The organism is Thermodesulfobacterium sp., from assembly GCF_030445475.1.
In the GTDB taxonomy this organism is placed as follows: Bacteria; Desulfobacterota; Thermodesulfobacteria; order Thermodesulfobacteriales; family Thermodesulfobacteriaceae; genus Thermodesulfobacterium; species Thermodesulfobacterium commune.
In genome coordinates this window covers 1-7,677 of record NZ_JASUTP010000040.1, presented here as the reverse complement: position 1 = coordinate 7,677, position 7,677 = coordinate 1, and the positions used below count along the sequence as shown (strand labels likewise).

Genomic DNA, 7,677 nt, shown 5'->3' with positions numbered 1-7,677 from the left:
TTAGTTTTGTGCGTTTTCAAGCCAGGTTTTTTCAGGTTTTACATGAGGGCCAGACCATCCTACCTGGTAGCCCAGTTGTCTTTCTATAAGTTTTTCTATCTTACTTCCTTTAGACTGGGGCATGTCATCCCATAAAATTTTGTGGTAAGTAAGATACTTGGCTGGACCATGAAAAAATTTGGAAAAAGGAAGATATAGTATAAATATATTAAATATAAAGAAATGCCAGAAAGCTATACCTTCAAATTTAGTTTCTTGTGGAGCAAAAAAGAGAATAGCATTAAAGTAAAAAAAGGCGTGTTTTAACCCATCGTCTGAAACAACCATCAAAAAGCCTGTAACAAATAAAGCCAACAAAAGTAAAAGGTTAACCCGATCTATCGGACTGGTGTAAAGTTTAAGGGTTGGATGGATAGTACGTTTGACCAACAGTCCTAAAACACCTAAGCTTCCCATCCCATATCCTAAAATTCCTACAGTTTTTATCAACCCTAAAGGTATAGAAATCTTTGTGTTTATTAGCATTAAAATCACAAACAAAAACATCAACCATAAACCCCAGTGCAGACAAAAAGACCAAATCCACAGCCCATAACGATTATAGGTTTTAACCCTCTCAAGCCACAGAATCTCCTTTAAAGGTTCAACCCATTCTCCAACATGGTCTTTTTCAAGTTTCCTTTCATACCAAGCAAACTCCTCTAAGTAAGAACCTCCGTATTTTTTCTTTTCTCCTGGTTCATGAGGTACTGGATAAACCTCCCATCTGATGTTTATGGGAAGTTTATAAAACAGATAAAATCTATAAGCTATTCCCACTACACAAACCAAAAAAGCTACATAGGTAAAAACTACCATCCCCATATATCCCTCCTTAGTATAGAATTTTCTTTTCTATAAATACTACCAAGGTAAATTATAAATACATAATAAAGCAAACATAAAAACTTGTCAAGCAATAGTTTAGGTATGTTTAAAGAATTGCCTTCTACATTTAGGGCAAAGCCTAAGGTAGGGAGGTATGGTTTTAGAAGGTTTTCCTAATAGTCTTCCTAACAAAAGTTCCGGTTTAGGCATTGGTTCGCCGCAGTTTTCACATTTTACCAGTTTTATCTCAGTGATTTCCATGTACTCGTTTTTAGAGATAGCTGTACCTATAAGTCGAGGGATAAACTGCATGGCACCAAAAGGACAGGCATCAGCACAGTCTTTACAAGCAGTGCACTTACATTTGTTGAGGATAAAAAGGCTTCCTTCTATCCTTATGGCATCAGAGGGACATACATAGATACAAAGCCTGCAGGCTGCACATCTTTCTCCTCTATGGGTAGGATAACCACGATAAGTACCTCTTACTGCTTTAAGGCTTTTCCCTTTAAATTCAATGGTTAAAGGTTTTTTAAACAAGTTGGTTAAAAGCCACCCTGCTAACTTTAGCATAGGTAGTCCCCTTCCTTACCAGTTTTTAAAAACCCAGGTTATTACTAAAATCAGCGTAGCCAATGGTATAAAAAACTTTAGGTAAAGAGATGAAAATTGCGAAAGTCTTAGTCTGGCAGTTATGTTTTCAACTAAAGCAAAGATAAAGAAGAGAAAAAAAGCCCCAAAAAAAATTAAAATCAATCCTACTGGAGGAGAGGTTTTTAACACAGGCAGATAAAAAAAGGCAAAGAGAGAACCAAAGATTGCCAGTTCAAGTAAGTAGTTAAGCTTGAAAAGAGCTAAAGCAACGCCAGAAGCCTCAGTTAAAGGTCCTTCTAAGATTTCAGCCTCGGCATCAGGTATGGAAAAGGGATTTAGTTTTAGTTTAGCTAAAACAGAAAATACAAAAAAGGGTATGGTTAAAATTTTTATCAAGACATCTAAAGGATCCCAGGCTTCAGCTATACTTTTTAAGCAAAAAGAATAGGGAGGTCCTTCAAGCAGACATAGCGTGGTGATAACCATGATGAAAACTCCGTTGTAATAAAAAAACATCTGTCCTGCTCTTGCTGCACCTACCATTCCATAAGGAGAATTACTGAAATAGCCAAAGATAATCTGGGAAAGAAGCGGTAGTTCTGTAAGGTAAAAAATAAGGATAAGGTCAAAAGAAAAGGAGCTTTTTTCTTGGTAAAAAGGATAAGGCATGATAAGTAATCCTACCAAAAGCCCTACGGTAGGCACAAAAGGTATTAAAAGGTAGGTAAACGAAGATATGGTATAAGGTTTGGTTATATTTTTTAGTAACAATTTGCTCAGGTCATAAAAAGGTTGGGTTACAGGAGGACCTTTTCTTAACTGCATCCTGGCTTTAAGTTTTCTTTTAAACCCTTCTAAAAGCCCCCCTAACACAAACCCAAATAAAAATCCAGGATATAAAAACAGGTCTTTTAGAAACTCCATAGTTCTTCCTCTTCGCACAAGATTTGTGCCGCTCTTAAAATGCCTTCTAAAATCATGTTAGGATGGGCTGAACAGCCTCCTACATAAACATGCACTGGAATAAAGTTATCTACAGGCCCTAAGACATTGTAACTTTTGGCAAAAACCCCTCCACTTAAAGAACACACCCCTACACTAACTACAGCTTTAGGTTTAGGCATCATGTCATAAGCCCTTAACAAAGGGTCTCTGGATTTAGTGGTTACAGGTCCGGTAACTAACAAAATGTCTGCATGCTTAGGGCTTCCAACCAGTTTGATGCCAAAACGTTCGGCGTCGTATTTGGAAGAAAATAGGGCCAAAATTTCGATATCACATCCGTTACAAGATCCAGTGTTTACATGAAATACCCAAAGAGATTTTTTTTGAGAGTATTTTAGAAATTGTTTTATAGCATCTAAAAACATATCCTTACCACCTTTTAAAAACCTATTATTAAACAACCTAAAACTATCGTAAAACTTAAAAGCATTACTAAAACCAAATCCAGTTTAGGTAAAAAAGGTTGAACGGTTTCTGGCTCTTTTTCTCCTAAAAACAGGCTATGGTAAGCCCTTATAAAATACACTAAGGTAAGACAACCTCCTAATACCATAAGCCCAAAAAGAGCTTTAGAGAGTTTAAAAACCTCTTGATAAAGGAAGAGTTTCCCCCAAAATCCGGGGAAAATAGGTACACCTATCAAAGTTAAGGCAAATACCAAGAAAGAAAAGGCTAAACCAGGATAGTCTTTGGCAAGTCCTTTTACCTTTCCTAAGGATATTACAGAAGTATTCTTTTCTATCCTATAGGCTATGAAAAACAGACCTAATTTTGCTATTAGGTGGTTAATCCACAGAATGGTAGTTCCATAAAGGCTTACCGGAGAAAAAAGGCTTAGTCCTATCAAGAGATACCCTGTGTCGTCGATCGTTGCGTAGGCCAAAAGTTTTTTTAAATTTTTTTCACAAAGAGCAAGCCCAGCTCCCAAAAGTAAAGTTATAATTCCTATGTATAGAGAAAATTCTCTTAAGCTTTCAAAAAATTGAGGGAACCAAGAAGCCTTTTCCACTGTCCTCCATAACAACACAAAATCTACGATCTCAAAAATACATATAAAAAACCCAGCGGTGATAGCATCTATACTTTTTACCACTATCGGTAGCCAGAGAAAAAGTGGAAAAACAGCAAGTTTTAGAAAGAAAGCTATAACCAACAAAACAATGCCTTCAGGGGTAAGAGCAAAAACAGTCTTTCCTAAGATAAGTAGAAACAAATAAGAGGTTTCTACAACCCCTAAGATTTTAAAAGCTTCTTTATAACCAAGAACCCAAAATAGCGTTAGCAAAGCTATTACGCTAATCCCATCAAAAAATAGACCATAAGAAGTCTCTCCCCAGAGTAAAAAGAGGTTAGAAAAGGTTAAAACCACAAGACAGAGTAAGACCGTCAATTTTTTGTTAAAATCTCTAAGGTAAAACACCCCACATAACAAGGTTATAGCCATATAGATTATGGTTAAGAAGGGGGCTAAAGCCTTCAACATGGTTTACTCCATATCTGTTCTAACTTTTTGACGGTAGTATAGACTTTCATGATTAATTTTTCAATAAAACTGCAAGTTTTTAGGAGGTATTGGTCTGGATCGGCTTTTTTATAAAAGGTTGCTAAACGGTTTTCTATGTCAGCCACAAAATCATCTGCAGTAGGATTAAAAACAGGTTCGTCCTCTCCTCCTTTAAAAACCTCGGTTTCTTTAATAATTTCCTTAGGTTTAAGCCAGGTAAAATAAATTAAAATCCCTAAGCCTAAGAACAAAATAAACAAAGCTCCTATTAAAACGGTAGGGAGTTGATAAAAGCTGATGTTAACCTCTCGGAGGTTTAAAAGAGATAAGGCTGGATTTATAAGAAAAGTGATAGCTATTTGAGGGAAAAGACCAAACACTACACACGGAATAGCCAGGATGATTCCTCCTGTAATCATAAGGTAAAAAGGTTTTTCAGAAAGCTGTTTGTTTTTTTCGTCAAGTTTACCTAAAAATGCGGTATCAAGCACTTTGATAAACGAAAGGGTGGTGAGAGTACTTATGAAAAGTCCTAAAGCTGCAGCTAATGGATGGTTAGCCTCTATCGCAGCCTGATAAAACATCCATTTACTTACAAAGCCGTTAAAACCTGGTATTCCTGAGATAGAGGCTGCACCTATCAGGTAAAGAACCGTGGTTTTTGGTAGTTTTGAGGCAAGCCCTCCCATCAGAGAAAGGTCTCTGGTATGGGTTGCCTGCTGGAGGATCCCAGCAACCAAAAAAAGGAGACCTTTAAAAAGGGCATGGTTTAAGGTGTGAAAGAGAGAAGAAGCTAACCCAAGAGAGGTTCCAAGCCCTATTCCTGAGACCATATATCCTATCTGGCTAACTGTGTGATAGGCTAAGAGTTTTTTTACGTCAGCCTGTTTTAAGGCAAAAAGAACCCCCATAAGAGAAGAGAACATCCCTAAATAAATCAGAAGGTTTTTCCAGAAATCAGGAAAGCCACCAAGTAAAAGATAAAACTTAAACAAAAGATACACCCCGCATTTTACCAAACAGGCTGCATGAAGCAGGGCGCTTACCGGAGTAGGAGCGTTCATCGCATATGGTATCCAGGTGTAAAGAGGCCATTGAACCGATTTGGCTAACACAGCTATCAAAACCCCAGCCAAAATTAAATCTTGATAAACCTTAGGGTCAGGAGATAGGGTAAACACAAGAGCTCCTAACAGAAACCCATAACCAGCGATGTGAGTCATCAAGAAAGCCTTTTTAGCAGAAAAACTCGAAAGGTCAGACTGATACCAAAAGGCTATCAGTTGATAAGAACATAACCCTGTAAGTTCAAAAAACACATAAGACCAAAAGAGGTTTTCACTAAGGGTTAACCCCAAATAGGAGCCTATAAATAACTGAATAAAAGCATAAAATCTGCCAAAACCTTCTTTTTCATGGGTCATGTATTTTATAGCATAAAGATTAATGCCTACACTAACGTATGCTCCAAAAAGAGCAAAAAACAGGTTTAACCCATTTGCTTTAAAAATCAGATCAAGGTTAATAAAGTCTCTTATCCACCTAAAAAGGGGGAGATGCCAACTAAATTCCCCAGCTTTAATAAATTCAAAAAAAGTAAGGTTTAAAAAGTATAAGGCTACAGCAGAGGTAAGAAAGGCTAAACTGCCATGAAACTTTGGACTATTTATCCTGTAAAACAAAGCAGAAATTAGAGCCCCTAAAAACAGCACTCCAACACTAAAACCAAGAAACATTTTCACTTCTCCTCTACAGTAATGGCTTTGGTTCTACAAACTTTGGCACAAGAAGGACTAAACCCTTTATCTTTACATAGGTCACACTTCTGGGCGATGATCGGGTTATACTTGTTAAAAGATGGGACCATTTCTATGGCTCCAGAAGGACAAATATAATAACAAAGCTTACATCCCACACATAAAGACGGATTAATGATAAAAGCCTCTCCTTCTTTGGTTATTGCTCCAACAGAACATATCTTAGCACAAAGACCACACTGATTGCAGGCAGAAATTTTTACTTTTTCTCCTTTTTTTATCACAAAAATCCTTGGCATAGTAGAATTGTGTACTTTCATACATATTTTTTCACAAGCAGTGCACCCTTTGCATAAACTGGGGTCTATTTTTAATCTCACTTGTTTCACCTCTATCTTTGCATACAAGAAAAACAGGGATCTATACTTCCAGAAATAATAGTTACATCAGCTACATCTTGGTTTATCAGGATTCGATTAAGAGCATAGATGTTTACAAAGCTTGGGGCCCTTATTTTTACTCTATAGGGAATGTCTGTCCCATCAGTTATACAATAATAAATAAGGCCTCCTCTTGGAGCTTCCCATCTACTTATCCCGATACCTTTGGGAATAGGTACAAACTTTTTGGTTAAAATCGGTCCCTTAGGAAGGTCTTTTAAGATTTGTTTTATTATTTTAAAACTTTCTATCATCTCAAGAAGTCTTACCTTAATTCGACTCAGTACATCTCCGTCTTTCTCTATTACTTTTTCAAATTCGAGAAACTCGTAAGCTGCACCTGGCATGGCGACATCTTTTCTTAGGTCGAGGTCTACACCAGAGGCCCTTGCTACAGGACCTACTACCGAAAGGTCTACTGCATCTTGATAGGTTAAAACGCCAATTCCTTTGGTTCTGCTGATTAAGGTTGAATTACTAAGAACAGTTTCTATCAGTTGAAAAATTTCAGGTTCAAGACTATCTAAAGATTTTTTCACCTCATGAATTTCATCTTCAAGCAAATCTTTTCTAACCCCTCCTATGGTATTGAAGGCATAATTACCTCTATGTCCGGTGATGCCTTCCATCAGGTCTTTGATGTTTTCTCTTGCGTTCATACACCTTACAAACAAGGTTTTAAATCCTAAAATTTCGCAAGCAATGGCGGTGTTTAGAAGATGGGAGTGGATTCTCTCAAGTTCACCTATCAGAGTTCTTAAATATCTTGCTCTTAATGGAACTTCAATCCCTGCTATCTGCTCAAGAGCCTGAACAAAACAGGTAGGATGGGAATGAGAGCAAATTCCACAGACCCTTTCAACCACAATAATTCCTTGATAAAAATCTTTATTAGCCAAAAGAAATTCTATAGCTCGATGGACATATCCTATCTTAAGCTGTACGTTTTTTACTATATTACCCTCAGTTTCTAACTTTAGCTGAATAGGTTCTTCTAAAGCTATATGAATAGGTCCTATAGGTAAGACAAACTTTTGGGATCTATTCATGTCTTTTTCTTGAGACTTTTTGTTTTTCTACCTCTAAAAGAGGAAAGGGATGGCCCCCCGAAGATAAAAGAAGATTTTTTTCTTCTTCGGGGTAACCACTAAATTCTATTCCATAAAGTTCCATTATCTCTCGTTCTGACCATTCAACCGCAGGATATACTTCTTTTATACTCTCTAAAGTTTCCGAAGATTCTGCTTCATAGGTTAGTTCTTCAAGTTTACCGTTTAAATCAAAAAGATGTGTTACTACTACTTTGTCACCGGTATCAGGGTTTAGATAGGCAACCGTTGTAATATAGCGAGCTCCTAAGTTTTTAAGTTTTTTTGCTTTGTCTAAAAGGTTAATTCTCATACCTTACTCATCTTTTTGTTCTGTTTGGGGTTCACCGAAGCATTCAGCTAGTTTAAGAAGTTTTTCGTATTCCTGGTTTACCCTCTCCTGGATGTAGGCTATTTGTTCA

General features: G+C 37.0%; 9 protein-coding genes. All 9 read right to left on the bottom strand.

Translation table 11 applies throughout. The features are described 5' to 3' along the window. The 9 genes from PWP26_RS08100 to PWP26_RS08060 all read right to left on the bottom strand — a co-directional run bounded on the left by PWP26_RS08100 (position 1) and on the right by PWP26_RS08060 (position 7,568). Complete coding sequence (locus PWP26_RS08100; RefSeq protein WP_038062237.1) at positions 1–864, bottom strand: respiratory nitrate reductase subunit gamma; 864 nt, start codon at positions 862–864, stop codon at positions 1–3. Between the two features lie 99 nt (positions 865–963). Beyond that, positions 964–1,440, bottom strand: a complete 477-nt coding sequence (locus tag PWP26_RS08095; protein ID WP_038062234.1) for a 4Fe-4S dicluster domain-containing protein — start codon at positions 1,438–1,440, stop codon at positions 964–966. A 15-nt stretch (positions 1,441–1,455) separates the two neighbouring features. Further along, on the bottom strand, positions 1,456–2,385 hold the full coding sequence (locus PWP26_RS08090) for a respiratory chain complex I subunit 1 family protein (RefSeq protein WP_038062232.1): 930 nt from the start codon (positions 2,383–2,385) through the stop codon (positions 1,456–1,458). Further along, the gene (locus PWP26_RS08085; protein WP_038062229.1) at positions 2,373–2,831 is read right to left on the bottom strand and encodes an NADH-quinone oxidoreductase subunit B family protein; all 459 of its coding nucleotides are present in this window, start codon (positions 2,829–2,831) and stop codon (positions 2,373–2,375) included. The genes PWP26_RS08090 and PWP26_RS08085 overlap by 13 nt, the downstream gene beginning before the upstream one ends. Before the next feature lie 14 nt (positions 2,832–2,845). Next, on the bottom strand, positions 2,846–3,949 hold the full coding sequence (locus PWP26_RS08080; protein ID WP_038062226.1) for a proton-conducting transporter membrane subunit: 1,104 nt from the start codon (positions 3,947–3,949) through the stop codon (positions 2,846–2,848). After that, complete coding sequence (locus PWP26_RS08075; RefSeq protein WP_301399371.1) at positions 3,943–5,706, bottom strand: NADH-quinone oxidoreductase subunit L; 1,764 nt, start codon at positions 5,704–5,706, stop codon at positions 3,943–3,945. Before PWP26_RS08075 ends, PWP26_RS08080 begins: the two co-directional genes overlap by 7 nt. 2 nt (positions 5,707–5,708) lie before the next feature. Beyond that, the gene (locus PWP26_RS08070) at positions 5,709–6,047 is read right to left on the bottom strand and encodes a 4Fe-4S dicluster domain-containing protein (protein ID WP_235181289.1); all 339 of its coding nucleotides are present in this window, start codon (positions 6,045–6,047) and stop codon (positions 5,709–5,711) included. Positions 6,048–6,118: 71 nt separating this feature from the next. Further along, on the bottom strand, positions 6,119–7,216 hold the full coding sequence (locus tag PWP26_RS08065; RefSeq protein ID WP_273010843.1) for a nickel-dependent hydrogenase large subunit: 1,098 nt from the start codon (positions 7,214–7,216) through the stop codon (positions 6,119–6,121). Next, positions 7,209–7,568 carry an NADH-quinone oxidoreductase subunit C gene (locus PWP26_RS08060; protein ID WP_301399370.1) on the bottom strand — a complete coding sequence of 120 codons (360 nt, stop codon included), beginning with the start codon at positions 7,566–7,568 and terminating at the stop codon, positions 7,209–7,211. Before PWP26_RS08060 ends, PWP26_RS08065 begins: the two co-directional genes overlap by 8 nt. Between the last annotated feature and the right edge of the window lie 109 nt (positions 7,569–7,677).